Below are 24,827 nucleotides of genomic sequence, written 5' to 3' on the forward strand. Positions count from 1 at the left end.
CGGGCGATCCCGCTTGGGCGCTCATCGCGCCTGGGAGGACCTGTTCATGTTCCGCATCCTGTTTGTCGTCGCCGTCCTGTCCGCCGCCGCCCCGGCGCACGCCGAGGTCGTGTCGCGCGGCGAGAACGGCTTCACCCTGAGATTCTCGACCGCGGCCGAGATCGATCCCGGCGACATTCCCAGCGCCCTTCAGGCCCTGCCGGACTGGTGGGAGGCGTCCCACACCTACAGCGGCGATTCCAAGAACCTCAGCCTCGACCTGACGCCGGGCGGCTGCTGGTGCGAAAAACTGCCGGACAATCCGACCTTCGACCATGGACGAACCGTCTCGGTCGACGCCGACCGCATCGTCTTTCACGCCCCCTTCGGTCCCCTGCGCGGCAAGGCGACCCGGGCCGAGCTGACCGTCACCTGGCCGCCCGCCAACCGGGGCTGGACGCCGACCTGGACCTTCGTCGTCGAAGGGCCGGGCCTGGGCGCCATGGCCGACGGCGTCGACCGGGTGATGGGCAACGGCTTCCAGCGCTGGATGCGCTATCTCGAATACGGCGAGGCGTCGGCGGCCCCCGCGTCGTGACGGTGAGCGCTGAAACCGCCGCCGAGGCCCTGCGCGCCTTCGGCCTGACCTATCCCGAGGTCAGTTTGAAAAGCCCGTGGCCGGGTCACGCCGATCTGGCCGTGCGCGACAAGACCTTCGCCTACCTCAGCAAGGCGGGCGAGCCGTTCAGCCTGTCGGTCAAACTGCCCTTCAGCGGTCCCGAGGCGCTGGAGCAAGCCTTCACCGCGCCGACCGGCTACGGCCTGGGCAAGAGCGGCTGGGTCACCGCCTCATGGCCGGACGACGTCATCGACCCCCTGGCCCTGTTCCGCGCCTGGATCGACGAAAGCTATCGGGCGCAGGCGCCGAAAAGACTGATCCCGCTCGCCCCCGCCTTCGACGGTTAGGCCAGGGCCTCGGCCGAGGCGACGACCTTGGACGCGGCGTGAACCACCGCGCCGATGCGCAGGGCCGCCTGGATCTGGGTGTTGGCGACCTCGTGCTTGCGCAGCTCGGCCTCGTGGGCGTCCAGACAGGCGCCGCAGCCGTTGATGGCCGAGACCGCCGTGCACCACAGTTCAAAATCGACCTTCGACACGCCCGGATTGCCGATGACGTTCATGCGCAGGCGCGCCGGCAGGGTGGCGTACTCCTGGTTCTTCATCAGGTGCAGCGCGCGGTAATAGACGTTGTTCATGCCCATGATGGCGGCCGCGGCCCGGGCCGCGTCGGCGGCTTCCGGCGACAGGCCGGCCTCAGAGGCGGCGGTCTCGATCCGGCGCACCACCGACGGGGTTCCGACCGCATGGGCGCAGGCGACGAAACAGCCCCATTTCTGCTGGTCGTTCAGCAGTGTCTCATTGGCCAGGGACGACAGGTTCAGCGAAATGTCCTTGGCGTAGGACGGGATCAGGTCGCGCAGGGCGTCGATGGACATGATGACTCCTTGTTGGCCCTAGCGCTCGCGACGCGGTCGCTCGCTGCCTGAGGCCGGGATGCGCGCGCCGCGCTCATGCAGCGATCCGCCGCGCGGTGAGCGTTAGCGCACGAGAATGAAGCGAGAAGCGGAAAGGCGGCGACCGGACGCCGCCGCCTTCCTCAACCTCGGACGCCGCTTTTACGCCGCGAGCGTCTCGCCGCCGACCGGGCGGTTGCACGGGCACAGCTCGTCGGTCTGAAGCGCGTCGACGACCCGCAGGGTGTCGGCCGGGGCGCGGCCCACGTTCAGATTGGTGACATAGACGTGCTGCACGACATTGTGCGGATCGACCACGAAGGTGGCGCGCAGGGCGACGCCCTCGTTCTCGTCCAACACGCCCAGGGCGCGGGCCAGCTTGCCGCCGTTGTCGGCGAACTGCCAGATCGGCAGCTTGTTCAGGTCGGCGTGGTCGCGGCGCCAGGCCAGTTTGGTGAACTCATTGTCGGTCGAACCGCCCAGGACCACGGTGTCGCGATCCTCGAACTCGCGGCCCAGACGCGCGAATTCGGCGATCTCGGTCGGGCAGACGAAGGTGAAGTCCTTCGGATAGAAGAAGATGACCTTCCACTTGCCGGGGAAGCTGTCGTTGGTCACGGCCTCAAAGGCCGAGACGCCGTTCTCTTCGTGGGTGTTGAAGCCCGGCTTGACGCCGATGATTTTGAATTCAGGAAGTTTTTCGCCAACGCCGAGCATTATTGTCTCCAGTCCGCATGGGGTTTGAATCTGTCGGCCGCGATGGGGAGCCGCCGCCGTGGCGCTCAGATGGCGTGGTTTTGGGTTAAAGTCAAATGGATCGTTATGACATTTTTCATAAGCTGGACTTATGGCGCGGTCATTGCTAGATCGGTCTCATGCTGCCGACCCTGCGCCAACTGCAATATCTGAAACTGCTGGCCGAGCACGGCTCGTTCAGTCGCGCGGCCGAGGCGGCGCACGTCAGCCAGCCGGCCCTGTCGACCGGCATCCAGGAGCTGGAGCGGATTCTCGGCGCGCCGGTGGTGGAGCGCACGCGCGGCGCCGTCATCCTGACCGCAGTCGGCGAGGAGGCCGTGGTCCGCGCCGAGGACGTGCTGGCCCGCGCCGAGGACATGGTCGAGGCGGCCAAGAACGCGGGCAAGCCCCTGTCGGGCCGTTTCCGCCTGGGCGTCATCCCGACCATCGCCCCCTTCCTGCTGCCCGCCAAACTGCCGGGGCTGAAGACGGCCTATCCCGATCTGCGGCTGTTCATCCGCGAGGATCTGACCCCGCGCCTGGTCGCGGCGCTGAAGGCGGGCCAGCTCGACGCCGCCGTCATCGCCCTGCCCTATGACACGCCGGGCCTGCGCCACGCCCGCATCGGCTTCGACGAGATCCTGGCCGCCGCCCCCGCCGCCCATCCGCTGGCCCAGGCCGAGGTGCTGAAGCCCGGCGCCCTGGACGCGGCCGATCTGATCCTGCTGGAGGACGGCCACTGTCTGCGCGATCAGGCCCTGACCGCCTTCGACCTGGAGGCCCCGCGCGGCGAGGACGTCTTCGCGGCCACCAGCCTGCACACCCTGGTGCAGATGGTCGGTTCGGGCCTGGGCGTCAGCTTCCTGCCCGAGATGGCGGTCAAGGCGGGCCTGGCCAGCACCCCTTCGGTCGCCGTGCGCCGCATCGAGGGCCGCAAGAAAGGCTCGCCGCCGAACCGCGAGATCGTGGTCGCCTGGCGCGCCGGCTCCAGCCGCGCCGCCGAGGCCAAGCTGCTGGCCGAGGCCATGACGCTGGAATGAAGGGGTGAATTTTCCCTGTGGGCGTCAGCGCCCCCTATCCGCCGGGGAAACGGAGGCAGTCCAACCGCATAGCGAACAAAAATCTTCATGAAGAAAGGGGCCGACGGATCGCTCCATCGGCCCCTTGTATCTTGATCTAACACTCGGCTCGCGGAGCCTCGCTGTTTGAGACCGAGACCTACTCCGCCGCCTCGACCGCGCCGCCGGCCAGGTTGCGCAGGACGTACGGCATGACGCCGCCGGCCTTCAGATAGTCCAGCTCGGTCTGGTTATCGATGCGGCAGCGAACCGGGAAGCGGGCCATCTTACCGTCCGACGGGCGGAACATTTCGACCCACAGGTCCTGGCGCGGACGCAGGCGGCCGACGTTGGCGTCGGTCAGGCCGCGGATGGTCACGATCTCCTCGCCGGTCAGGCCCAGCTTGGTCCAGCCGTCCTGTTTGAACTGCAGCGGCACCACGCCCATGCCGATCAGGTTGGAGCGGTGGATGCGCTCATAGCTTTCGGCGATGACGGCGCGCACGCCCAACAGGCGCGTGCCCTTGGCCGCCCAGTCGCGCGACGAGCCGGTGCCGTATTCCTTGCCCGCGAACACGACCAGCGGACGGCCTTCGGACTGGTACCGCATGGCCGCGTCGTAGATCGACATGGTGTCGCCCGACGGGAAATGCTTGGTCACCCCGCCCTCGATGTCCGGGGTGATCTTGTTGCGGATGCGGATGTTGGCGAAGGTGCCGCGCATCATGACTTCATGGTTGCCGCGACGCGCGCCGTAGCTGTTGAAGTCCAGCACGTCGACGCCGTGGTCGGTCAGATAGGTCCCGGCGGGCGAGGCCTTCTTGATCGAACCGGCCGGGCTGATGTGGTCGGTGGTGATGCTGTCGCCGAAGATGCCCAGGATGCGGGCCTCGACGATGTCGGTCACCGGCGCCGGGGTCATCGACAGGCCGTCGAAATAAGGCGGGTTCTGCACATAGGTGGAGGCGTCGTCCCAGGCATAGGTCTGGCCGCCCTCGACCGCGATCGACTGCCAGTGCTTGTCGCCCTTGAACACGTCCTTGTAGCGTTTGGCGAACATGGCCGGGGTGACCGACTTCTTCTGGATGTCGGCGATCTCTTTCGAGGTCGGCCAGATGTCCTTCAGGAAGACGTCCTTGCCCTTCTTGTCCTGGCCGATCGGCTGGGTGGTCAGATCGACATGCATCGAACCGGCCAGGGCGTAGGCCACCACCAGCGGCGGCGAGGCCAGATAGTTGGCGCGCACGTCCGGGTTCACCCGGCCCTCGAAATTGCGGTTGCCCGACAGGACCGAGCAGGCGACCAGATCGTTGTCGTTGATCGCCTTGGAGATGGCTTCCGGCAGCGGACCCGAGTTGCCGATGCAGGTGGTGCAGCCATAGCCGACCAGGTTGAAGCCCAGGGCGTCCAGGTCCTTTTGCAGGCCCGCGTCGGTCAGATAGTCGGTGACCACCTGCGAGCCGGGGGCCAGCGAGGTCTTGACCCACGGCTTGACCTTCAGGCCCAGGGCGTTGGCCTTGCGCGCCACCAGGCCGGCGGCGATCAGGACCGAGGGGTTGGAGGTGTTGGTGCAGCTCGTGATGGCGGCGATCACCACGTCGCCGTCGCCGACGGTGAATTTCTCACCTTCGACGGCCGCGCGCGGGGCGTCGGCGGGGCGGGCGAAGGTGTCGGCCAGGGCGGTCTGGAAGGCCGAGGCGGCCTCGGTCAGGGCGACCTTGTCCTGCGGGCGCTTGGGACCGGCCAGCGACGGCACGACCGACGCCATGTCCAGCTCCAGAACATCGGTGAAGACCGGGTCTTCCGAACCTTCGTCGATCCACAGGCCTTGCGCCTTGGCGTAGGCTTCGACCAGGGCCACGCGCGCCTTGTCGCGGCCGGTGGCGGTCAGATAGTCGATGGTCGCCTGCGACACGGGGAAGAAGCCGCAGGTGGCGCCGTATTCCGGGGCCATGTTGGCGATGGTGGCCTGGTCCTCGATGGTCAGGGCGGTGACGCCGGGACCGAAGAATTCCACGAATTTGCCGACCACGCCCTTCTTGCGCAGCATCTGGGTGACGGTCAGCACCAGGTCGGTGGCGGTCGCGCCTTCCGGCAGACGGCCGGTCAGCTTGAAGCCGATGACCTCGGGGATCAGCATCGGGATCGGCTGGCCCAGCATGGCGGCCTCGGCCTCGATGCCGCCGACGCCCCAGCCCAGCACGGCCAGGCCGTTGATCATGGTGGTGTGGCTGTCGGTGCCGACCACGGTGTCGGGATAGGCGACGGTCTTCTTGCCCTCATCGGCGGTCCAGACGGTCTGGGCCAGATTCTCCAGATTGACCTGGTGGCAGATGCCGGTGCCGGGCGGCACGACGCGGAAATTATTGAACGCCGACGACCCCCAGCGCAGGAAGCGGTAGCGTTCGATGTTGCGCTCATATTCGCGCTCGACGTTCTGGGCGAAGGCCTTGGCGTCGCCGAAATGGTCGACCATGACCGAGTGGTCGATGACCAGATCGACCGGGTTCAGCGGATTGATCTTGGTCGCGTCGGCGCCCAGGGCCGTCATGGCGTCGCGCATGGCGGCCAGATCGACCACGGCGGGCACGCCGGTGAAGTCCTGCATCAGCACCCGGGCCGGGCGGAAGGCGATCTCGTGCTCGACGGCGCCCTTGTTCTCCAGCCAGGCGGCCAGGGCCTTCAGATCGGCGTCATTGACCGAAACGCCGTCCTCGTTGCGCAGCAGGTTCTCCAGCAGCACCTTCATCGAGCGCGGCAGACGAGAAATCCCCGTCAGACCCGCTTCCTCGGCGGCCGGAAGGCTGTAATAGGCGTATTTCTTGCGCCCGACGGAAAGATCGCGACGGGTGGAAAGGCTGTCGATTGACGGCATGGAGAGGGTTCCTCTGGTGTTCGCCGCCCGGCCATCCGGTTGCACGCTCGCGCGACAGACGACGGGGCGCACAGGTCCCCGGCGCGCGCGCGGAACGTCCGCTGCGGCGAGGCCGCATATAGCCCCGGTCGCATCGGTCGTCCATGTCGCCGCGAAGTTGCGAATGATTCTCAATGGGTTGCCGGTTTGATCGCCGCCCTGACCCTGGACGGGCTGACGGTGCGGCGCGGCGAGCGGACGCTGTTCCGCGGCCTGTCGGCCACGGTCCCGGCGGGCCAGGCGCTGGTCCTGATCGGGGCCAATGGGGCGGGCAAGACCTCGCTGCTGCGCACCATCGCGGGCTTCGTCCGGCCGGACGCCGGAACCGTCGGCTTCGGCGATCTGGAGCCTGAGACGGCGCGCGGCGCCCAGGTGCATCTGCTGGGCCATCAGGACGGGCTGAAGGGCGGACGACGCGCGGGCGACGAACTGGCCTTTCAGGCGCGCTTTCTGGGCGCGGACGAGGCCGGAATCGCGGCGGCGGCCGAACGGCTGGGGCTGAAGCCGCTGCTGGACCTGGAGGTGCGCAAGCTGTCGGCGGGGCAGAGACGGCGCCTGGCCTTCGCCCGCCTCATGGCCGCGCCGCGCGCCCTGTGGCTGTTGGACGAACCCTTCGCCCCGCTGGACGTCAAATGGCGCGCCGTGCTGGGCCAGGTCTTGAACGACCATCTGTCGGGCGGCGGCATGGTGGTGGCGGCGGTGCACGACCCCCTGCCCATCCCGGCCGCGACCCTGGACCTGGGGGGGCTGGCGTGAAGGCCCTGACGATCCTGTGGCGGCGAGAGCTGGCCCTGGCCTGGGCCGGGGGCGGGGGTCCCCTTTTGGCCTGCGGCTTCTTCCTGACCCTGACGGCCCTGGTGCCGTTGACGGTGGGCGGCGCGCCCGAGGCCCTGACGCCCCTGTCGGGCGGCGTGGCCTGGCTGGCCCTGGCCCTGGCCTCGACCCTGTCGCTGGAGCGCCTGTTCGAGCGTGATTTCGAGGATGGGGCGCTGGACCTGATCGCCCTGGGCGCCGCGCCGCTGGAGCTGGTGGTCGTGGCCAAGGCCAAGGCCCAGTGGCTGGCCGTCGGCGTCCCCCTGGCCTTCAGCGCGCCGGTGGCGGCGATCGCCCTGGGCCTGCCGGCCGCCCTGGCGCCCTTGACGGTCCTGACCGCCCTGATCGGCAGCCTGGGCTTCGCCCTGACCGGGGCGCTGGGCGCGGCCCTGGCCCTGGGGTCCAAGCGCGGCGGCCTGTTGATCGCCGTGGTGGTGCTGCCGCTCTACATCCCCCCGGTGGTGTTCGGCTCGGGCGCCCTGGCGCGCGCCGTCGATGGGGCGGACCCTTGGCCGGCCGTCGCGCTTCTGGGCGCCTATGTGTTGTTCGCCGCCGTGATCACCCCCTTCGCCGGGGCCGCGGCGATCCGCAACGCGCAAGGATGAGGCGCGGCATGGCGCATTGCTCCAAGGGCCGGTAAGGGAGCGCTCGATGTTCGGTCTCGCCAATCCGCAGAAGTTCATGGCCTTCACCCGGCCGCTGCAGCCGGTGCTGTGGCTGCTGGCCGTCGGGCTGCTGGCCGTCGGGACCTGGCTGTCCTTCGCCGCCCCCGCCGACTATCAGCAGGGCGACACGGTGCGGATCATGTTCGTCCACGCTCCCGCCGCGACGATGGGGCTGGGCGCCTATGCAGCCCTGGGCGTGGCCAGCCTGTTCGCCCTGATCTGGCGTCATCCGCTGGCCGATGCGGCGGCGCGGGCGGCGGCCCTGCCCGGCGCGGCCTTCACCGCCCTGGCCCTGATCACCGGCAGCCTGTGGGGCCAGCCGATGTGGGGAACCTGGTGGGTCTGGGACGCGCGCCTGACCAGCGTCCTGGTGCTGTTCCTGTTCTACCTCGGCTACATGGCCCTGAGGGCCTCGATCGACGACGAGCAGAAGGCCGGGCGCGCGGCGGCGGTGCTGGCCCTGGTCGGGCTGATCAATCTGCCGATCGTGAAATTCTCGGTCGACTGGTGGAACACCTTGCACCAGCCCGCCTCCCTGCTGCGGGCCGGAGGGTCGAGCCTGGACCCGGCCTATCTGTGGCCGCTGCTGACCATGATGGCCGCCTATGGAATGTTGTTCGGCGCGATCTGGGTGACGGCGATCCGCACCGAGGTGACGCGCCGTCGCGTGTTGTCGCTGCGCGCCCGCGCCGCGATGGAGGCCTGACACCATGCTCGATCTGGACATGTCGCCCTACGCCGCCTTCGTCTGGCCCGCCTGGGGGATCAGCGCCCTGGTGCTGGGCGTGGTCGCGGCGCGCGCCCTGATCGCGGCCCGACGTTGGAGCCGGGCCTTGACGGCCATCGAGGACGATTTTGAATGAACCGCTGGTTCGCCCTGATCCCGCTGGCCATCCTGGTCGCCCTGACGGTCCTGTTCGTGGGCTGGTCGCTGAAGCGCGACCCGGCCTTCAAGCCCGACGCCATCGTCGGCAAGCCCATTCCCGAGACCGTCCTGCCGATCCTGACCGGCGATGCGGCGGGACCCGGCCAGGTCGATCTGAAGACCGCGGGCGTCGGCCGGCCGATGATCGTCAACGTCTTCGCCAGTTGGTGCGCGCCGTGCCGGGCCGAGCATCCGCAACTGATGCGGCTCAAGGCTCAGGGCGTGGCCGTGGTCGGCGTCGCCTATAAGGACGATCCCATCGCCACCCGCGCCTTCCTGGACGAGTTGGGCGATCCGTACCGCATGGTGCTGGTCGACCGCGAGGGCCGCGCCGGGCTGGACCTGGGCGTCTCGGGCGTGCCCGAGAGCTTCGCCGTCGACGCCATGGGCAAGGTGGTGGCCAAGGCCTCCGGTCCCCTGATCGATCCGGCCGAGGCCGACCGCCTGGCCGCCGCCATCCAGGCCCCGCCGCGCGCCCTGCCGACCGCCCGTTAAGACTTTATCCACCACGGACGTTAACCCTCGGCCCATGACCGCCGTGCGCCCCGACCTGCCTCTGACGCCCCCGACCGCCGCCCCAGCCCCCGCCGGGGTCAAGGCCGCCCAGGCCGCCTTCTTCCGCGCCGCCCTGGACCGCGCCCAGGCGCCCGTCACGGCCCCCGCCGCCACGCCGAATGCCGCCGCGACGGCCCAGGCCGAACCGCGCCGCGAACAACGGCCGGGCGCCCTGCTGGACATCCGCGTCTGACGCGCACGGCCGTGGGGTCACAGCTCTCTTGAACATATAAGCATATCTTTATATGTCTGGCGGCCTTCCCGCTTCAGGAGCCGTTCCCTTGTCCCGCACCTCCTTCCACTTCACCTCGGAAAGCGTTTCCGAGGGTCACCCCGACAAGGTCGCCGACCAGATCTCCGACGCCGTCGTCGACTTCTTCCTGGCCCGCGATCCCGAGGCGCGGGTGGCGTGCGAGACCCTGACCACCACCAACCGCGTGGTCCTGGCCGGAGAGATCCGCGGCAAGGGCGTGTGGAACAGCGGCAAGGACGCCTGGGAGCCGGGCGTCGAGGACGAGATCGAAGCCATCGTGCGCAAGGTCGTGCGCGACATCGGCTATGAGCAGGACGGCTTCCACTGGGAAAGCTTCAAGTTCAAGAACCACCTGCACGGCCAGTCGGCCGACATCGCCGTCGGCGTCGACGCCACCGAGACCAAGGACGAGGGCGCGGGCGACCAGGGCATCATGTTCGGCTACGCCTCCAACGAGACGCCCGAGCTGATGCCGGCCACCCTGGCCTACAGCCACGGCATCCTGAAGAAGCTGGCCGATCTGCGCCACGCGGGCGGCACGATCCTGGAGCCGGACGCCAAGAGCCAGGTCACCCTGTTCTACGAGAACGGCAAGCCGGTGCGCGCCACGTCCATCGTCGTCTCGACCCAGCACGCCAAGGGCAAGACCCAGGCCGAGGTGGCCGCCGTGGTCAAGCCGGTGGTCGAGGCCGTCCTGCCCCACGGCTTCATCACCAATGAGACCGTCTGGCACATCAATCCGACCGGCATCTTCGAGATCGGCGGACCCGACGGCGACACCGGCCTGACGGGCCGCAAGATCATCGTCGACACCTATGGCGGCGCGGCTCCGCACGGCGGCGGCGCCTTCTCGGGCAAGGACCCGACCAAGGTGGACCGTTCGGCCGCCTACGCCGCCCGCTACCTCGCCAAGAACGTGGTCGCCTCGGGCCTGGCCGACCGCTGCACCATCCAGCTCAGCTACGCCATCGGCGTGGCCGAGCCGCAATCGGTCCACGTCGACCTGCACGGCACCGGCAAGATCGACGAGACGGTGCTGGAGCGCGAACTGCCCGCCATGATCGGCGGCGCCACCCCGCGCGCCATCCGCGAACACCTGGGCTTGAACAAGCCGATCTACGCCCGCACCGCCGCCTACGGCCATTTCGGCCGCGACGCCCAGGCCGACGGCGGCTTCTCGTGGGAGAAGACCGATCTGGTCGACCGTCTGAAGGCGCTGATCTGACAAAGTCTCCCTCCCCCTTGTGGGGAGAGTGGACGCGAAGCGGACGGGTGGGGGGCGGCGGCCACAGCCATCATCCTCGCGGCGCGATGCGCCGCTCCCGTCGTCGGCCGTATACGGCCTCCTCCACCCCACCCGTCTTCGCCTTACAGGCTCAGCCACCCTCCCCATAAAGGGGAGGGAGAGTGTCGTGTGTGTTGAGCCATCCGCCGCGAGCGTGTAGGCCGCTGTCGAACAACCGGAGCGCCCGCGCTTGACCCAGACGTCGCGATATCCCTCGTCCTTCGACCACGCCGCCCTTCTGGCCTCGGGCCGGGGCGAGCTGTTCGGACCCGGCAACGCCCAGCTTCCGGCCCCGCCGATGCTGATGTTCGACCGGATCACCCAGATCTCGGCTGACGGCGGCGACCACGGCAAGGGCTATGTCGAGGCCGAGTTGGACATCCATCCCGACCTTTGGTTCTTCCAGTGCCACTTCATCGGCGACCCGGTCATGCCCGGCTGCCTGGGCTTGGACGCCATGTGGCAGTTGGTCGGCTTCTTCCTGGGTTGGATCGGCGGGCCGGGCCGGGGGCGCGCCCTGGGCGTCGGCGAGGTGAAATTCACCGGCCAGGTCCAGCCGAACGTCAAGAAGGTGGTCTATAAGATCCACCTGAAGCGGGTCATCAACCGCCGCCTGGTCATGGGCATCGCCGACGGCGTGCTGGAGGCCGACGGAGAGGTCATCTACACCGCCACCGACATGCGCGTCGGCCTGTTCGGTGCGACGAAAGACGGCGCCGAACCCGGCGCCGACTGAGCCTAGACTGCGAACACGGACTAAGAGGGTTTCTCCATGCGGCGTGTGGTCGTCACCGGACTGGGCATCGTCTCCTCCATCGGCACGGGCCAGGACGAGGTCTCGGCCTCTCTGCGCGAAACCCGGTCGGGCGTGCGATCCGCCCCCGATCACATCGCCCACGGCTTCCGCAGCCAGGTCTGGGCGCCGCCGTCCATGGGCGCGACGGCCGAGGACTGGGCCGAGCGCGTCGATCGCCGCGCCGCCCGCTTCCTGGCCAACGGCACCGCCTGGGGCCACATCGCCTTCGAGGAGGCGCTGAAGGATTCGGGCCTGACCCCCGACGAGATCAAGGACGAGCGCATCGGCCTGATCGTCGGCGAGGGCGGTCCCTCGACCCAGGTCATCCTGCAAGCGGCCCAGACCACGATCGAAAAGGGTTCGCCCAAGCGCATCGGCCCGTTCGCCGTGCCCAAGGCCATGGCCTCGGGTCCTTCGGCCGTGCTGGCGACGTGGTTCGAGCTGAAGGGGATCAACTATTCGATCAGCTCGGCCTGCGCGACCTCCGCCCACTGCATCGGCGCCGCCGCCGAACAGATCGCCTGGGGCAAGCAGGACTTGGTCTTCGCCGGGGGCTGCGAGGACATCGACTGGTCCATGTCCAACATGTTCGACGCCATGGGCGCCATGTCGTCCAACTTCAACGAGACGCCCTCGGTCGCTTCACGCGCCTATGACAAGGACCGCGACGGCTTCGTCATCGCCGGCGGCGCGGGCATCGTGGTGCTGGAGGAATACGAGCGGGCCGTGGCGCGCGGCGCCCACATCTACGCCGAGGTCACCGGCTACGCCGCCAACTCCGACGGCTACGACATGGTGGCCCCCTCGGGCGAAGGCGCCGAACGCTGCATGCGGCTGGCCCTGAAGATGGCCGGGAACCCGCGCATCGACTATCTGAACCCGCACGGCACCTCGACCCCGGTCGGCGATTCCAAAGAAATGGGCGCGGTGCGCAACGTCTTCGGCGACGACCTTCCGATGATCTCCTCGACCAAGTCCCTGACCGGCCACAGCCTCGGCGCGGCGGGGGCGCAGGAGGCCATCTACTGCCTCTTGATGATGAAGCACGGCTTCGCGGCCGAGAGCGCCCACATCGAGAACCTGGACCCCGAGTTCGAGGGCATGCCGATCCTGCGCCAACGCCACGACGGCGCGCTGAAGCACGTCATGTCCAACTCGTTCGGATTCGGCGGCACCAACGGCACGCTGATCCTGTCCAAGGTCTGACGCCGAACCGAAATCGGCCCGGCCGGATACAGGTCCGACCGGGCTTGGATCGCGTCGATGAATCAGGTTCTGGGAGAGGCTTAGGCCCCCGCCGTGCCGCCCATTCCGGTCACGACGCGGTTGAATTTGACCTTCAGGGTCGAGCCGAGCGCGGTCACGGCCGAAATGATCACCACCGCGATCAGAGCCGCGATCAGGCCGTATTCGATGGCGGTCGCGCCGCGTTCATCGGCGGCGAAGCGTTGCAGAAAACGGGTCATCGGGCGGTTCCGTCCATGTTGACTGAACCCGACCCTAGGCCCGGCCGCTTAAATCGTGATGAGCGGACCTGGTTAACCGCCACGCAAGGGTCTCGGAAGGCGGCAATCCCGCGGCGCGGCCTGAAGCGGGACAAGCCCGCGCACTGATCTTGCCCCCGAGAGCGCGAGCGTTCAGAACGACCGTACTCACGAACGGAGACACCCCCCATGGCCGCCGAATCCGCCTGGAACATGCCGACCGGAACCCTGATGAAGGGCAAGAAGGGCCTGATCATGGGGGTGGCGAACGCCAACTCCATCGCCTGGGGCATCGCGGCTCAACTGGCCGCCCAAGGGGCCGAGCTGGCCTTCACCTATCTGGGCGAGGGGCTGGAGCGCCGGGTGCGCCCCCTGGCCGAGAGCGTCGGGGCCAAGGCCATCATCCCCTGCGACGTCACCGACGACGCCTCCATGGACGCCGCCTTCGCCGAGCTGGAAAAGACCTTCGGGACCCTCGACTTCGTGGTCCATTCGGTGGCCTTCGCCAATAAGAACGAGCTGCAAGGCTCCTTCATCGACAACACCACCCGCGACAGCTTCCTGCTGGCCATGAACATCTCGGTGTTCAGCTTCGTCGATGTGGCGAAACGGGCGGCCAAGCTGATGCCGAACGGCGGCGCGATGATCACCATGACCTATCTGGGCGCCGAGCGGGCCATTCCCAACTACAACACCATGGGCGTGGCCAAGGCCGGGCTGGAGGCCGCCACCCGCTACATCGCCCGCGACCTGGGACCCAAGGGCATCCGCGTCAACGCCATCTCGGCCGGGGCCATGCGCACCCTGTCCCTGGCCGGCATCTCGGGCGGCCGGGGCATGATCGCCCAGGGCCGCGCCATGTCGGCGATGAAGGAGGACACCAGCATGGAGGGCGTCGCCGGTTGCGCCCTGTGGCTGTGTTCGGACCTGGGCTTCTCGACCACCGGCGAGGTCGTCCACGTCGACGCCGGCTTCCACATGATGGGCCTGTCGGGCGACGAAGAGGGCTGAATCCTCTTCTCCCCTCCGGGGGAGAAGGAATTTTCAGCCGAAGAACATCCGCCACATCAGCCGTCCGGGCAGGAAGGTCAGAGCGCCCGCGACCAGCAGGCCGCCGACGAACATGCCCGTCATGGCCTTCCTGTGCACGGCCACCTTGTGGCGGCGCGCGGCGTACACCGCCATCGGCAGGGCCACGATGGTCCAGCCGCTGAGCAGGTGGATCAAGGAAAAGCTCCCGCCGTTGATCTGGCGGATGAACAGGCTGCTGACCGCCGTCGTCGCCATGGCGATCACCCAGATCCAGCCCAGGGTCCGGTGCAGCCGGTTCCCCTTCACTCCCAGCAACAGCACCGTGCCGATCATCAGGGCCGTCATCGCCCCCGCGACATGGACCTGGATCATGACCGGCGCCTCGGCCAGAAGGCCGAAGTCCGGCGCGTGCATCGTCCCGGCCAGGGCCGAGGGGTCGCGCATCATCTGGATCGCGTAGCCCTTCAACACGCCCCAGCCCAGGATGCCGCCCACGGCCAGCAGTCCCAGGACGGCGCCCGGCGTGATCCGGCGGCGGCGGGCGGTTTCGGTCTGGTCGGTCATGGCGGCTCCCCTCGGTTGAGGACCATCCTTTCGCCCCGCGCCGCGGCCGCCGTCATCCGAGGCTTCGCCCACGGCCGTTCCGGCTTCGTGAACGGTCGCCCGTGTCGTTGACGAAGCGCGAACGGCGCCCCCGTTTCGCTCGTCGGCAAATCATGGTCTCAAGCGATCATGACCCCCAAGCTGATCCAGTCGCTGAAAGAGATGGTCCAGGGCCTGTTGATCGCCGTGACCGCCGGCGTCTTCCTGGCCTTGTCCAACGCCTTCACCGACGGCCAGCCGCCGCTGGCCCTGCGCCTGGCCTATTGGGTTCCATTGATGGTCACCGGCGGACTGTGGGGGCATCTGTGTTCGCTGCTGACTTGCCGCTGGATCGACCCGGCTGAGCGGCCGTGGCTGGCCTCGGCCGTCATGTCGACCATGATCAGCCTGCCGATGACCGTGGTGGTCTGGGCCGTCACGGGCCTGGTCTATGAAGACCGGATCTATCCGCTGGAATGGCTGCCCGCCTTCCTGCTGCCCGTCACGGTGGTCAGCGTGACCATGTGCGTGCTGAACGTCTTCCTGGCGCGCGGCCGCACGGTCCAGACCCACGCCGCCGCGCCCGGCGCCCCGCCCGCCCGTTTCCTGGATCGCCTGCCGTCCAAGCTGCGCGGCGCGCGGCTGATCGCCGTCCAAGCCGAGGACCATTATCTGCGCCTGCACACCGATCGCGGCTCGGACCTGATCCTGATGCGCCTGTCCGACGCCGTGGCCGAACTGGAAGGGCTGGAAGGCGCCCAGGTGCATCGAAGCTGGTGGGCCGCCAAGGACGCCGTGCGCGACGTCAGCCGGGGCGACGGCCGCGCCGTCCTGACGCTGGAGGGCGATCTCAAGGTCCCGGTCAGCCGCGTCCACGCCCGGCGCCTGCGCGCCGAGGGCTGGTGGTGATCTAACCCCCGACCCAGGTCCCGTGGAAGGTGGCCGGCAGCGCCACGTCGGCGGTCCAGGTGGCGACCGGCCCGTCCTCGATCCGGGCCAGGTCCAGCACGTGCAGCTCGGTCGCCCGCGTCTTCAGATTGATCGTCGAGCCGACCAGCCAGGCCTCGGCCTCGTCGCTCGCGCCCGCCTTGGGGACATAGACCATCTCATCGGCCACGTGATCGGCGCCGAAATCGAAGGCGTGGGTGCGGCCGCTGACCCAGTCCGTCACCCCCGTACCGCTGGCCAGCGGACGGTTCGGCGTATCGCCGATGGTGTGCAGGGTGAAGCGCCGCGCCTGGCCCGCCCGCCGCGCGTCGCCGCGCGGGAACTCGGCCGCCACGCCGGTTCGCTCCAACCGCCCCGGCCCGGACGGCGGCAGCACCGCCATGGCCAATTCGGCCGGCTCTCCCCCGAGCGGCACGCCGTTCAGAATCTGCTGGGCGCCGCGCGCGGCGAAGTCCATGTCCTTATAGGCGCAGACATCGAAGCGGATCGTTCCGTCCGTCTCCTCCCAGGCGTCGCCCACATGAAAGAAGCCGAACGCCGGCAGTTCGTGCACGCGGCGGCGGCTCAGGTCGTCCTTGTCGATCACCAGCACCTGGGTCCCGGTCTCGGGCCGCCAGTCGAAGCCGGCCGAGAAAGGCATGACGTCGCGCGCATGCACCCAGGGTTGCAGCACGATCACCAGATGGCGCGCCGTGGCGGTGAAGTCGTGGATATAGCTGGCGCGCGGCAAGGGGATCACCTGGGCGTCCTCCAACGCTCCGTCCGCCGCCAGACGCCAGACGACGGCCTGGGCGCCGCCCAGGCCCAGGTTCCACACCCGGCCGTCCGGCTCGATGCGCGGATGGGCCAAGAAAGGCATGGCCTTCAGGTCGGGTCTCAGGGTGACGAAGCCGCGCGTCTCCAGGGTGGCGGCGTCCAGGGCCATGGGCGATCCCGCCTCCCACAGCGCCCAGACGGCGTCCCCGACCGGCAGGATCGAGGTGTTGGCGGCGCTGGCGTCGTCGGCCGAACCGATCTGGGCGCGTGGATCAGGCAGTGTGCCGAAGCCCGGCATGACCATGGCCTCCAATCGCGTTTCCTGGCGCCGCTTGGGCGTGTCGGCGAAACGGGCGGCCAGGGTGGCGCGGCCGTCCTCGATGCCGAAACGGCGGATCAGACCGTCGCCGTCGAACCAATGGGCGGCGCTGCCGCCCGGCCGACGGAATTTGGCCGGCCCGTTGCGGTACAGCACGCCCTTCAGCCCATCGGGCGCACGGCCCCGGACCAGGGTCAGGGCGCGCGGCGCGACATCGGTCTCGATGTCGGCGGTCGCCAGGGACCAGTCGGGCGCTCCGGTCTCGACCGCGCGCAGGGCGGCGGCGGCGAAGCTCTTCTCGGGGGTGACGATCGCGGCCGAAACGGCGGCGGCGCCCAGCAGGACGGAACGGCGGGACGGGATCATGGCGGGTCCTCGGATATCGGCCTGGCGGGCCGCGCGTTAAATTCAGAAACATGGCCTCAAGCAGCGAGCGTCCGCGACGCGAGCGTTAGGCCAAGAAAAATGGCCTCAAGCAGCGAGGCTCCGTGAGCCGAGCGTTAGGCCAAGAAAAGCGACCTCAAGCAGCGAGCGTCCGCGACGCGAGCGTTAGGCCACAAGAAAAATCACCGGATGCGGATGGTCTGGGCGGTGTCGCCCGAGGCCGCGAAATGCGCCCGGTCCCAACCGGCCGGACCCATGTTGCCCACGGCGTTGTTCGAGAAGGCGTAGGGTTCGGTCGGCATGCCGAACGGATTGACGTCCATGGTCCCGTCGCCGTCGACGTCGTGGAAGGCCTTCATGGCGTAGTCGCCGGCGGGCAGGCCGTCGAAGGCCGCGACCCGATCCCCGGCGGCGACATCGATCTTGACGGCGCGCACCGGACGACCGCCGGAATAGGCCGCCTCGCTGTCATACAGGGCGACCATGACCGCGCCGGTCTCGGCGCCGACCTCGAAGGTCAGGGCGATGCGCGTGGGGGCGGCCGATTGCGCCAGGGCCGGGGCGGCCAGCAGGGCCAGGGCGGCGGCGAAAGCGAAGGTCTTCATGGCAGGTGTTCTTTGATCCGTGAAGGAACCCGACCGCCGGGTCCCGATGACCGGACCCTGGCCGCCGCCCCGCCGCCCCGCCACCGCGCATTCGGCGAGAACCGCCCCGTCTTCGCCAACGAACAGGCGGCGTCGTTCACGAAGCGCCAGCGGCCGTCTTCTACTCTCCGGCGGCCGCCTCGATGGCGTCGATGTCGTCGTCGGACAGGCCCAGGTGGTGGCCGATCTCGTGGATCAGGACGTGGGCGATCAGGTCGTACAGGCCCACATTCCCCCGCTCGCACCATTCATCCAGGATCGGCCGCCGGTACAGGAACACCCGCGACGGCTCGGCCGCCGGTCCCATGGCGTCGCGTCGGCCGATGTCCACGCCGGAATACAGACCCGTCAGGCCGAACGGATCGTCGATCTCCATCTCGTCCAGGGTCTTATCGTCGGGAAAGTCGTCGACGCGGATCACCACCTCGCCCGCCGCGTCGCGGAACACCCGGGGCAGGTCGTCGAAGGCCCGTCGCGCCAGGGCCGCGAAATCGTCGAGAGAGGGCGCCGCCCAGTCGGTCCAGTCCGTGCTCATGTCCGACATATCGGCGGCGACGCGCCCCGCCGCAATGCGGCGGCTTAGCCCCTCGGCGCGGAGCCGAATTGCCGTATGGTGAATTCGATTCGTATCGAGCCGGATCGGTCTAGCGGGTGAGGAGATGGCCGAGGCCGACATCGCCTATGCAGCCACCGCGGGCGCCTGCGGCCTGGCCCTGGCGCTCAGCGTCTGGGCGTGGCGCGCCCGCGCGCGCCTGCTGACCCGCGAGGCCGTCGCCGAGACCGAGACCGCCGACGCCCGCCAGGCCCTGGCCCGCCGCGACGGCGCCCTGGCCGCCTTCGACGAGGTGCGCCTGCCGCTGGACGGCCCGGCCGATCCTCTGGGACCGCCCGAGCGCGTCGCCGCCCTCTATGCGGCCCTGGGGGTCCAGGACCCCGAGATCGCCCGTCAGACCCTGTCGCGTCTGCACGCCGAACCCATGGCCGCCCTGATCGAACGGGGCGAATCCTTCGACGCCGTCCTGCCCGCCGAGGACGGGCCGTGGCGCGTCTCGGGCCGCGCCGTGGCGGGTCAGGCCTGGCTGAAGCTGTCGCCGCTGGACGCCGTCGGCGCCGAGCCGCGCGTCGGCGCCCTGGCCGGGGCGGTCGAAAGCGGCCTGGGCCTGCTGGCCGACGCCTCGCCCTCGCCGACCTGGGTGGTCGACGCCGCCGGACGCCTGGCCTGGGCCAACCGCGCCTGGCTGGCCGAGGTCGGAGCCGCCGACCTGGACGCGGCCCGCGACAGGAATCTCAGTTTCGATCGCGGCGTCGAAAACCTGACCGCCGAGGCGGGCCGCAGCGGCATGCGCCAGGAGGGCTTCCGCTGGACCTCCTCGGGCGGCCGTCGCCGCGCCTGGAAGGTCGTCGCCGAACCCGCGCCCGGCGGGACCGGCGCCGTCATCGCCTTCGCCATCGACATGACCGACGCCGAAGAGACGCGCGACACCCTGCGCCGCCACGTCGAGGCCCATGACGAGACGCTGAACCACCTGGCCGACGCCGTGGCCATCTTCGGCCCGTCCAAGCGGCTGGCCTTTCACAACACCGCCTTCCAGACCCTGTTCAACCTGGACCCGGCCTGGCTGGACGACCGCCCCACCCACGCCGAGCTGCTGGACCGGCTGCGCCAGCGCCGCCAGATCCCCGAGGTCATCGACTACGCCGGCTGGAAGGCGCGCGAACTGGCCTTCTATGAAGCGGCCGAGGCCGCGCCCGACGACGGCTGGTCCCTGCCCGACGGCCGCACCCTGCGCCTGGTGCGTCAACCGCACCCCCTGGGCGGCATCCTGCTGCTGTTCTCGGACATCACCGACGAGCTGCAACTGCGCAGCCGCTACAACGCCCAGATCCAGGTCCAGACCGCGACCTTGGACAAGCTGAACGACGCCGTCGCCGTGTTCGGTTCGGACGGCCGCCTGCGCCTGCACAACGAGGCCTTCGAGACCTTCTGGGGTCTCACCGCCGACCAGTTGGAGCAGGCCGGCGACTTCGGCGCCGTGGCCGAGGCCTGCAAGGCGGTCCTGCCCGATCCCGGCCTGTGGATGGGGCTGAAGGCGCGCGTCGCCGATCCCGATCCCGAAAGCCGCGTCGCCGTGGCCGGAGAGGGCCGCACCGCCGACGGCCGCATCGCCGCCTGGCGCACCCGCCCCCTGCCCGACGGCGCCACCCTGGTGGCCTTTTCCGACGTCACCGCCCGGCGCGAGCTGGAGCAGGCCCTGTCAGCCAAGGAGGCGGCCCTGGCCGAAAGCCAGGCCCTGAAGCGCGAGTTCGTCGGCTCGGTCAGTTATGAGCTGCGCACCCCCCTGACCACCATCGTCGGCTATTCCGAACTGCTGGAATCCATGGGCGACCTGCCCGAGCGCAGCCGCCAGCACGCGGGCGCCATCCGCATCGCCGCCAGCCAGTTGGCCCGTTCGATCGACGACGTCCTGGACATGGCCCAGATCGACGCCGGAGAGATGGAGCTGGGCCTGCACGACGTGCGCCTCGGCGACCTTCTGGATCAGGCGGCCGAGGCGGTGCGCGCCCGGATCGAGGGGCGCGGCGCGACCCTGACGGTGACCAGCGACCCCGGCCTGACGTCGATCCGCGCCGACGCGGCCCGCATCCGCCAGGCCCTGGACCATCTGCTCGACAACGCCGCCCGCGCCGTGTCCGAGGGCGGCGCCGTGACCCTGTCGGCCGAGGCCTCGTCCAGCGAGGCGCGCATCCGCGTCGCCGACACCGGCCGCGGCATCCCCTATCACCTGCAACCCCACGTCTTCGACCGCTTCGTGCGGCGCGAACGCGGCGGTCCCGGCGTCGGCCTGGCCCTGGTCAAGGCCCTGACCGAGCTGCACGGCGGCTGGGCCGAGGTCGAGAGCGAACCGGGCAAGGGCGCCGCCTTCATCCTGCATCTGCCGCTGAACGCCGCCTCGGACGCGGCGACGCCGGAGGCGCGGCTGGGCTAGGGCTTAGGAGGCAGGACTTAGGCCTTAGGGAGCGCTCGGCCGCTTGAGCCGAACTTCACTAAGCCCTAAGCCCTAAACCCTAACCCCCTCGGAGCCTCCCATGGCCGCCCCCCTCAAGACCGCCCTGATCTACGATTTCGACGGCACCCTGGCGCGCGGCAACATGCAGGAGGTGACCTTCATCCCCTCGGTCGGCATGGGCATCGGCGACTTCTGGGGCGAGGCCGACCGGCTGACGCGTGAATCCGACGGCGACAACATCCTGATGTACATGCAGTTGATGTTGCAGCGCGCGCGTGAGAACGGCGAGCCGATCACCAAGAAGATGCTGCGCGAGCACGGCCAGGACGTGAAGCTGTTCGACGGGCTGAAGACCGATCTGACCGGTCCCGGCTGGTTCGAGCGCATCGACGCCTTCGGCGCCCAATACGGCCTGGAGATCGAGCACTACATCGTCTCGGCCGGTCTGGAGGAGATGATCGACGGCTGCCCGATCCGCGACGCCTTCCGCCACGTCTTCGCGTCGAAATTCGTCTATGACCGCGACGGCGTCGCCATCTGGCCGGCGGTGGGCGTCAACTACACCACCAAGACCCAGTATCTGTTCCGCATCAACAAGGGCGTGCTGAACCACTACGAGCACGAGCGGATCAACCGCTTCACCCCCGACGATGTCCGGCCGGTGCCGTTCGAGCGGATGATCTTCCTGGGCGACGGCGACACCGACGTGCCGACCATGAAGATGATGCACACCAAGGGCGGCTTCTCGATCGCCGTCTATGATCCGCGCAATTCCAAGCGTGACCAGGACAAGATCTACGGCCTGATCTCGGAAGACCGGGTCAATTTCGTCGCCGCCGCCGACTATCGCGAAGGCTCGCCCCTGGACCTGATCGTCAAGGGGCTGATCGGCCGCATCGCCATCAACGAAGGCGCCATGCCGGCGGCCTGAGGGTGATCTGAACGCGGCCTGCATCCACACGGCGCATCGGCGACGACTGTACTCCTGAAACGGCGGATTGTCCGCCGACGGGAGACCCCAATGCTTCATCCGACCCGCCGCCTGTTCGGCGCCCTAGGCGCCGCCCTGATGCTGGGCGTCGCCGCGCCCGCCCTGGCGCAAGAGGTGACCAAGACGCCGATCGCGGGCTTCCCGCACGCCGCCGCCTGGCGGCTGGACGACGACCGGTCGCGGCCGGTGGTGGTCATCCTGCACGGCGCCGACGGCGGGACCGAAGCGGGCGAACGGTTCGGCCCGATCCTGGCGCGGCTGGGCTATGTCGCGGTCGGCCTGCCCTATTATTCGCCCGACTGGGGCCAGTACGGCCCGCCCAAGGCCCTGCCCGAACTGGCCGGCAGCTTCGTCGACATTCCGGTCGATCAACTGGCCCGCCTGCGCCAGACCGTGGCCGCCATGCCCGGCGCCGACGTCGAACGGTTCGGCCTGTTCGCCGGCTCCAAGGGGTCCGAATTCGCCCTGATCGCGGCCAGTCGTTACGACTGGATCGACGCCGTCGTCGCCTATACGCCCTCGGACGTCGTCTGGGAGGGCTGGGGTCTGGAGACGGTCGAGGCCGAGGGCACGCGCTCCTCGTTCGCGTTCGACGGCCAGGCCCTGCCCTTCATGCCCTATCGCGGCTTCGTCGAGGGGCTGTTGGCCGGTCCCGCCGCCGACCTGCGCGCCATCCATGAGAACGGCCGCGCCGATCATCCCGAAAAAGAGGCCGAGGCCCGCATTCCGGTCGAAGCCTATTGCGGCGCCCTGATGCTGATCGCGGGCGGCCAGGACGCCCAGTGGAACTCGGTTCGCCAGGCCCAGAACATCGTCGCGTCGCGCGCGGCGGCGGGCCGCGCGACCGTCGCCCTGATCTATCCCGAGGCCGGTCACGACCTGATCGGCGACGGCGGGCCGCGCGACGCCCACCGCAGCGGCGGGACCCCCGAAGCCAACGCCGCCGCCCGTCAGGACGCTTGGCCCAAGGTGGTCGCCTTCCTGGCCCAGACCCTGAACCCCTAAGATCTGATCGGTTCAGATCCGGCCGCGACATCCTCTCCCGCCTCGCGGGGGAGGATGGGCTGCGTCTAGCGGCCGCCCGCCCTGATCCAGGCTTCGCGCGCCGCCGTCAGCCGGGCCGGGACCAGGCCGCCCAGGCGCGTCTGGCCCTGGCGTTTCAGCCCCGCCTCATGGCCGTCGCGTCGGATCACCCGCGCCTCGTGCGCCAGGCCCGCGCCGATCTCGACCACCGTCACCTGTTCGGGCAGCGACAGGTTGCGGCTCAGACGGACCCGCATGCCGTTGTCGGACACGTCCACGATCACGCAGCCGACCTCCAGCCCCGAGGCGACCACCACCCCGGCCAGATTGGCGCCGCGTCGCGGCTCGGCGCGGCGTTCGGGGCGATCAGACGAAAACCAACTCATGGCCCGCATCAAGGCACGGCGAAGGTGGATGCGCGGTGAACGCCGCCGCCGTCGCATTTGATCGGCGCGGATGGTCGCATTGCCCCCGGCCATCGACCTTGGCCATAGTCCGATCCGTTTCATTTTCGAGGGGAGTTTCAACATGACCGTCGCCCTGCGCCGCCTGGCCTTCGCCGCCGCGCCCGCCGCCTTCGCCCTGGTCCTGGCCGCGCCGTCCGCCGAGGCCCAGGCTCGCCGCGGCCCGGTTCCCGTCGTCGCCGACGCGCGCGTGGCCGCCGCTCCGGCCCAGCGGCCGGTGCGCTTCGCCGCCGACGCCCCGATCGTGGGCGGCGTCCTGGTCCTGCCCCTGTCGGCGGCGGCGGAGCTTGAGACGCGCGGCGCCGTCCTGACCGCCGAAGGGCGCGCCGCCCTGGGCCGCGCCCTGACCTCGGCCCGTTTCGGCTATGGCGCGCGCCAGACCCTGTCGCTGCGCGGCGTCGGCGAATGGGACAGGGTGCTGGTCGTCGGCCTAGGCGCGACCCCGACCGAGAACGACGTTCAGATGTCGGGCGCCGTCGCCGGGCGCGCGGTCCAGTCCGACGCGGGCCAGGTCGCGGTCCTGGCCGAGGGGCTGACCCCCGCCCAAGCCTCGGACTTCGCCGCCGGCCTGGGCATCGGCGACTATCGGTCGGACCTGTACCGCACCGGCGGGCGCGACACGGCCGAGCGCGGTCCCGTGCTGATGGTCACCGGCCAGGCGACGGCGGCCCAGGCCCTGTATGCGCGGCGCGGCGCGGCCCTGGTCGAAGCCATGACCTGGGCGCGCGACATCTCCAACGAACCCGCCAACATCGTCTATCCCGAGACCTTCGTCGAACGCGCCCAGGCCGCCTTTCGCGGCGTGCCCGGCGTGACCATCGAAGTGTTGGACGTCCCGGCCATGGAGCGGCTGGGCATGGGCGCCATCCTGGGCGTCGGCCAGGGTTCGCCGCGTCCGCCGCGCATGCTGATCGTGCGCTATCGCGGCCAGGGCGCGCCCGAGGGTCCCCCCATCGCCCTGGTGGGCAAGGGCATCACCTTCGATTCCGGCGGCCTGTCGATCAAGCCGACGGCGGGCATGGCGAACATGAAGATGGACATGTCCGGCGCCGCCAGCGTCACCGGCGCGGTGCTGGCCCTGGCCAAATCGGGCGCCCCGGTGAACGTCGTCGCCATTTCCGCCCTGGCCGAGAACATGCCCGACGGCGCCGCCTTCAGGAACGGCGACGTGCTGACGGCGATGAACGGCAAGACCATCGAGGTCCTGTCCACCGACGCGGAGGGCCGCTTGGTCCTGGCCGACGCCCTGTCTTGGGCCGAGGCCAACCTTCAGCCCGCCGCCATCGTCGACGTCGCCACCCTGACCGGGTCGGTGGTCGGGGCGCTGGGCGACGACTACGCCGGGCTTCTGACCCGCCACGACGCCCTGGCCGACCAGCTCACGGCGGCGGGCCGGACGACGGGCGAGAACCTGTGGCGCCTGCCGCTGCACCCCAGCTACGCCTCGGACATCAGCTCGACCATCGCCGACATCAAGAACTCCAGCGACGGTCCCGGCGCGGGCACCGCCGGCTGGTTCATCAGCAATTTCGTGCGGCCCGACACGCCCTGGGCGCACCTGGACATCGCCGGCATGGCCTATGGCGGTCCCAACGACTGGAAGCCCGCCGGTTCGGCCGGTTTCAGCGTGCGGCTGCTGGACCGGTTCGTGCGCGACTGGACCCCGATCCCGCGCGGCGAGGGTGCGGGCGGACGCTGAG

The 24,827-nt window shown here is 69.6% G+C and carries 27 protein-coding genes; 18 read left to right on the forward strand and 9 right to left on the reverse strand.

Annotation, left to right across the window (positions count from 1 at the left end; translation table 11 throughout):
- Positions 1-13: 13 nt before the first annotated feature.
- The gene (locus V7D63_RS07965) at positions 14-577 is read left to right on the forward strand and encodes a hypothetical protein (RefSeq protein ID WP_333591733.1); all 564 of its coding nucleotides are present in this window, start codon (positions 14-16) and stop codon (positions 575-577) included.
- Between the two features lie 2 nt (positions 578-579).
- Positions 580-945 carry an MmcQ/YjbR family DNA-binding protein gene (locus V7D63_RS07970; protein ID WP_333591734.1) on the forward strand — a complete coding sequence of 122 codons (366 nt, stop codon included), beginning with the start codon at positions 580-582 and terminating at the stop codon, positions 943-945.
- On the opposite strand, the gene V7D63_RS07975 is transcribed toward V7D63_RS07970, so the two are convergent.
- Together V7D63_RS07975 and V7D63_RS07980 are read right to left on the reverse strand one after the other, a co-directional pair.
- The gene (locus tag V7D63_RS07975; RefSeq protein WP_333591735.1) at positions 942-1,475 is read right to left on the reverse strand and encodes a carboxymuconolactone decarboxylase family protein; all 534 of its coding nucleotides are present in this window, start codon (positions 1,473-1,475) and stop codon (positions 942-944) included. The two genes, V7D63_RS07970 and V7D63_RS07975, sit on opposite strands and share 4 nt — an antisense overlap.
- 180 nt (positions 1,476-1,655) lie before the next feature.
- On the reverse strand, positions 1,656-2,210 hold the full coding sequence (locus V7D63_RS07980) for a peroxiredoxin (RefSeq protein ID WP_333591736.1): 555 nt from the start codon (positions 2,208-2,210) through the stop codon (positions 1,656-1,658).
- A gap of 158 nt (positions 2,211-2,368) precedes the next feature.
- Here V7D63_RS07980 and V7D63_RS07985 point away from each other — a divergent pair, with 158 nt between their 5' ends.
- The gene (locus V7D63_RS07985; protein ID WP_333591737.1) at positions 2,369-3,268 is read left to right on the forward strand and encodes a hydrogen peroxide-inducible genes activator; all 900 of its coding nucleotides are present in this window, start codon (positions 2,369-2,371) and stop codon (positions 3,266-3,268) included.
- Between the two features lie 178 nt (positions 3,269-3,446).
- Here V7D63_RS07985 and acnA read toward each other — a convergent pair whose 3' ends face one another.
- A complete protein-coding gene (gene acnA / locus V7D63_RS07990) occupies positions 3,447-6,161 on the reverse strand; it encodes an aconitate hydratase AcnA (protein WP_333591738.1) in 2,715 nt (904 codons plus the stop codon).
- 186 nt (positions 6,162-6,347) lie between these two features.
- On the opposite strand from acnA, the gene ccmA reads away from it, so the two are divergent.
- The 9 genes from ccmA (at position 6,348) to fabB (ending at position 12,698) form a co-directional block, all read left to right on the forward strand.
- On the forward strand, positions 6,348-6,956 hold the full coding sequence (gene ccmA / locus V7D63_RS07995; RefSeq protein WP_333591739.1) for a heme ABC exporter ATP-binding protein CcmA: 609 nt from the start codon (positions 6,348-6,350) through the stop codon (positions 6,954-6,956).
- On the forward strand, positions 6,953-7,618 hold the full coding sequence (ccmB, locus tag V7D63_RS08000) for a heme exporter protein CcmB (RefSeq protein WP_333591740.1): 666 nt from the start codon (positions 6,953-6,955) through the stop codon (positions 7,616-7,618). Before ccmA ends, ccmB begins: the two co-directional genes overlap by 4 nt.
- 46 nt (positions 7,619-7,664) lie before the next feature.
- A complete protein-coding gene (locus V7D63_RS08005) occupies positions 7,665-8,384 on the forward strand; it encodes a heme ABC transporter permease (protein WP_333591741.1) in 720 nt (239 codons plus the stop codon).
- 4 nt (positions 8,385-8,388) lie between these two features.
- Positions 8,389-8,541 carry a heme exporter protein CcmD gene (gene ccmD, locus V7D63_RS08010; RefSeq protein WP_333591742.1) on the forward strand — a complete coding sequence of 51 codons (153 nt, stop codon included), beginning with the start codon at positions 8,389-8,391 and terminating at the stop codon, positions 8,539-8,541.
- Entirely contained in the window at positions 8,538-9,098 is a 561-nt protein-coding gene (locus V7D63_RS08015; protein WP_333591743.1) for a DsbE family thiol:disulfide interchange protein, read from the forward strand. Before ccmD ends, V7D63_RS08015 begins: the two co-directional genes overlap by 4 nt.
- 34 nt (positions 9,099-9,132) lie before the next feature.
- Entirely contained in the window at positions 9,133-9,351 is a 219-nt protein-coding gene (locus V7D63_RS08020; protein WP_333591744.1) for a hypothetical protein, read from the forward strand.
- An 88-nt stretch (positions 9,352-9,439) separates the two neighbouring features.
- Positions 9,440-10,636 (forward strand): methionine adenosyltransferase, encoded by a 1,197-nt coding sequence (metK, locus tag V7D63_RS08025; protein ID WP_333591745.1) that lies wholly within the window; start codon positions 9,440-9,442, stop codon positions 10,634-10,636.
- Between the two features lie 250 nt (positions 10,637-10,886).
- Positions 10,887-11,432: a 3-hydroxyacyl-[acyl-carrier-protein] dehydratase FabA gene (gene fabA / locus V7D63_RS08030; protein ID WP_333591746.1), complete on the forward strand. Its 546-nt coding sequence runs from the start codon at positions 10,887-10,889 to the stop codon at positions 11,430-11,432.
- A 36-nt stretch (positions 11,433-11,468) separates the two neighbouring features.
- The gene (fabB, locus tag V7D63_RS08035) at positions 11,469-12,698 is read left to right on the forward strand and encodes a beta-ketoacyl-ACP synthase I (protein ID WP_333591747.1); all 1,230 of its coding nucleotides are present in this window, start codon (positions 11,469-11,471) and stop codon (positions 12,696-12,698) included.
- Between the two features lie 80 nt (positions 12,699-12,778).
- Here fabB and V7D63_RS08040 read toward each other — a convergent pair whose 3' ends face one another.
- Positions 12,779-12,958 carry a Flp family type IVb pilin gene (locus tag V7D63_RS08040; RefSeq protein WP_333591748.1) on the reverse strand — a complete coding sequence of 60 codons (180 nt, stop codon included), beginning with the start codon at positions 12,956-12,958 and terminating at the stop codon, positions 12,779-12,781.
- 231 nt (positions 12,959-13,189) lie between these two features.
- Here V7D63_RS08040 and V7D63_RS08045 point away from each other — a divergent pair, with 231 nt between their 5' ends.
- Positions 13,190-13,987 carry an enoyl-ACP reductase FabI gene (locus V7D63_RS08045; RefSeq protein ID WP_442882125.1) on the forward strand — a complete coding sequence of 266 codons (798 nt, stop codon included), beginning with the start codon at positions 13,190-13,192 and terminating at the stop codon, positions 13,985-13,987.
- Positions 13,988-14,020: 33 nt separating this feature from the next.
- On the opposite strand, the gene V7D63_RS08050 is transcribed toward V7D63_RS08045, so the two are convergent.
- A complete protein-coding gene (locus tag V7D63_RS08050) occupies positions 14,021-14,455 on the reverse strand; it encodes a DUF2306 domain-containing protein (RefSeq protein ID WP_442882126.1) in 435 nt (144 codons plus the stop codon).
- 285 nt (positions 14,456-14,740) lie between these two features.
- Here V7D63_RS08050 and V7D63_RS08055 point away from each other — a divergent pair, with 285 nt between their 5' ends.
- Positions 14,741-15,499 carry a LytTR family DNA-binding domain-containing protein gene (locus V7D63_RS08055; RefSeq protein ID WP_333591751.1) on the forward strand — a complete coding sequence of 253 codons (759 nt, stop codon included), beginning with the start codon at positions 14,741-14,743 and terminating at the stop codon, positions 15,497-15,499.
- Position 15,500: 1 nt separating this feature from the next.
- Here the strand turns inward: V7D63_RS08055 and V7D63_RS08060 are convergent, their stop codons facing one another.
- The 3 genes from V7D63_RS08060 to V7D63_RS08070 all read right to left on the reverse strand — a co-directional run bounded on the left by V7D63_RS08060 (position 15,501) and on the right by V7D63_RS08070 (position 18,176).
- Complete coding sequence (locus tag V7D63_RS08060) at positions 15,501-16,979, reverse strand: carotenoid oxygenase family protein (protein WP_333591752.1); 1,479 nt, start codon at positions 16,977-16,979, stop codon at positions 15,501-15,503.
- Positions 16,980-17,179: 200 nt separating this feature from the next.
- Positions 17,180-17,602: a DUF2141 domain-containing protein gene (locus tag V7D63_RS08065; RefSeq protein ID WP_333591753.1), complete on the reverse strand. Its 423-nt coding sequence runs from the start codon at positions 17,600-17,602 to the stop codon at positions 17,180-17,182.
- Between the two features lie 160 nt (positions 17,603-17,762).
- A complete protein-coding gene (locus V7D63_RS08070; RefSeq protein WP_333591754.1) occupies positions 17,763-18,176 on the reverse strand; it encodes a metallopeptidase family protein in 414 nt (137 codons plus the stop codon).
- Between the two features lie 124 nt (positions 18,177-18,300).
- On the opposite strand from V7D63_RS08070, the gene V7D63_RS08075 reads away from it, so the two are divergent.
- From V7D63_RS08075 to V7D63_RS08085, 3 genes are all read left to right on the forward strand, one after another.
- Positions 18,301-20,628 carry a sensor histidine kinase gene (locus V7D63_RS08075; protein ID WP_333591755.1) on the forward strand — a complete coding sequence of 776 codons (2,328 nt, stop codon included), beginning with the start codon at positions 18,301-18,303 and terminating at the stop codon, positions 20,626-20,628.
- Positions 20,629-20,728: 100 nt separating this feature from the next.
- Entirely contained in the window at positions 20,729-21,580 is an 852-nt protein-coding gene (locus V7D63_RS08080; RefSeq protein ID WP_333591756.1) for an HAD family hydrolase, read from the forward strand.
- 90 nt (positions 21,581-21,670) lie between these two features.
- Positions 21,671-22,645, forward strand: a complete 975-nt coding sequence (locus V7D63_RS08085) for an acyl-CoA thioester hydrolase/BAAT C-terminal domain-containing protein (protein ID WP_333591757.1) — start codon at positions 21,671-21,673, stop codon at positions 22,643-22,645.
- Between the two features lie 65 nt (positions 22,646-22,710).
- Here V7D63_RS08085 and V7D63_RS08090 read toward each other — a convergent pair whose 3' ends face one another.
- Positions 22,711-23,049 carry a PilZ domain-containing protein gene (locus V7D63_RS08090; protein ID WP_333591758.1) on the reverse strand — a complete coding sequence of 113 codons (339 nt, stop codon included), beginning with the start codon at positions 23,047-23,049 and terminating at the stop codon, positions 22,711-22,713.
- A 142-nt stretch (positions 23,050-23,191) separates the two neighbouring features.
- On the opposite strand from V7D63_RS08090, the gene V7D63_RS08095 reads away from it, so the two are divergent.
- On the forward strand, positions 23,192-24,826 hold the full coding sequence (locus V7D63_RS08095) for a leucyl aminopeptidase (protein ID WP_333591759.1): 1,635 nt from the start codon (positions 23,192-23,194) through the stop codon (positions 24,824-24,826).
- Position 24,827: the final 1 nt, after the last annotated feature.

Origin of the sequence: Brevundimonas sp., from assembly GCF_036732845.1 — a bacterium.
Taxonomy (GTDB): domain Bacteria; phylum Pseudomonadota; class Alphaproteobacteria; order Caulobacterales; family Caulobacteraceae; genus Brevundimonas.